Here is a 1,005-nt window from a genome sequence, read left to right on the forward strand (position 1 = left end):
CCATCATTAAAGTATAGCCTTCCTCTCTTTTTCTGCTTTTTGGGGACTTTTAATCCTTCTTCACGCCAAATACGCTCAACTCGTTTATGGTTAACTTGCCATCCTTCAGCTTTTAGTAATGCTGTTATCCGGCGATAACCATAACGTCCATATTTAGTTGCTATATCTATAACATCTTTACGAAGAGCATCTTCATCATTAGCTTTTTTAGGTATATAACGCTGAACAGAGCGAGAGATAGACAATAATCTACATGCCTTACGCTCTGATATATCATATTTTTGACATGCTGATACTACTGCTTTACGCTTCTGCTCAGCGCTTATTAGTTTCCCTCAGCTACATCTTTTAGTATTAGATTACTAAGGGTAAGCTCAGCTATAGCGCGTTTTAAACGCATATTCTCAACCTCAAGATTCTTTAGACGTTTAACCTTGGAAATCTCCATACCACCATATTCTTTACGCCATTTATAATATGTAGCATCAGAAATACCTAACTGTTTGCACATTCTGATAACATGCTCTCCATGGCTAAGTATTACCTCCGCCTGCCTTAATAACCTTATTATCTGCTCACTATTATATTTCTTCTTAATCATATAATTACTCCATCTAATTTTACTTATAGATTAGCTCAATATCTATCTATTTACTAACCTATTCATGGAGCTATTATACGGGGGCAGGACACCTTTGACCTTGATATAAGTTTCATCCAGGTACCAAGAAGAATTAGTAGATTTGAGAAAGCAACTCACTTTCTTTTGTATTTCAGGACCATAATGCTGTACCCACCTATATATTGTGCTTGGACATATGTTTAATCCTCTCTCTTCCATTAACTCTGCTAAATTGCGGTAGCTAAGCCTGTACCTTGAATACCAGCGTACACATAATAATATAATTTCCCCTTCATAGTGGCGTCATTTGAAATCTACAGATTTATACTGCTTGCCTTACCTTATACCTACCTTCATATTTCATTTCTCGCAACACAACCAAT

2 protein-coding genes and 1 pseudogene are annotated in these 1,005 nt (G+C 36.3%); all 3 read right to left on the reverse strand.

All coding sequences use genetic code 11. From position 1 onward, the window contains the following. Nucleotides 1–245 (reverse strand): IS3 family transposase (locus tag NF27_RS02315; protein WP_152606822.1); only part of this gene is annotated, 245 nt, incomplete at its 3' end. Nucleotides 246–325: 80 nt separating this feature from the next. Next, the gene (locus tag NF27_RS02320) at nt 326–601 is read right to left on the reverse strand and encodes a transposase (protein ID WP_039455395.1); all 276 of its coding nucleotides are present in this window, start codon (nt 599–601) and stop codon (nt 326–328) included. A 90-nt stretch (nt 602–691) separates the two neighbouring features. Further along, nucleotides 692–907 (reverse strand): annotated as a pseudogene (locus NF27_RS12955) (IS6 family transposase); the annotation flags it as partial. Nucleotides 908–1,005 lie beyond the last annotated feature (98 nt).

The organism is Candidatus Jidaibacter acanthamoeba (assembly GCF_000815465.1).
In the GTDB taxonomy this organism is placed as follows: Bacteria; Pseudomonadota; Alphaproteobacteria; order Rickettsiales; family Midichloriaceae; genus Jidaibacter; species Jidaibacter acanthamoebae.

Excerpts from the sequence above, each read along its gene's own strand:
- NF27_RS02320 (WP_039455395.1), bottom strand. The coding sequence starts at position 601 with ATGATTAAGAAGAAATATAATAGTGAGCAGATAATAAGGTTATTAAGG.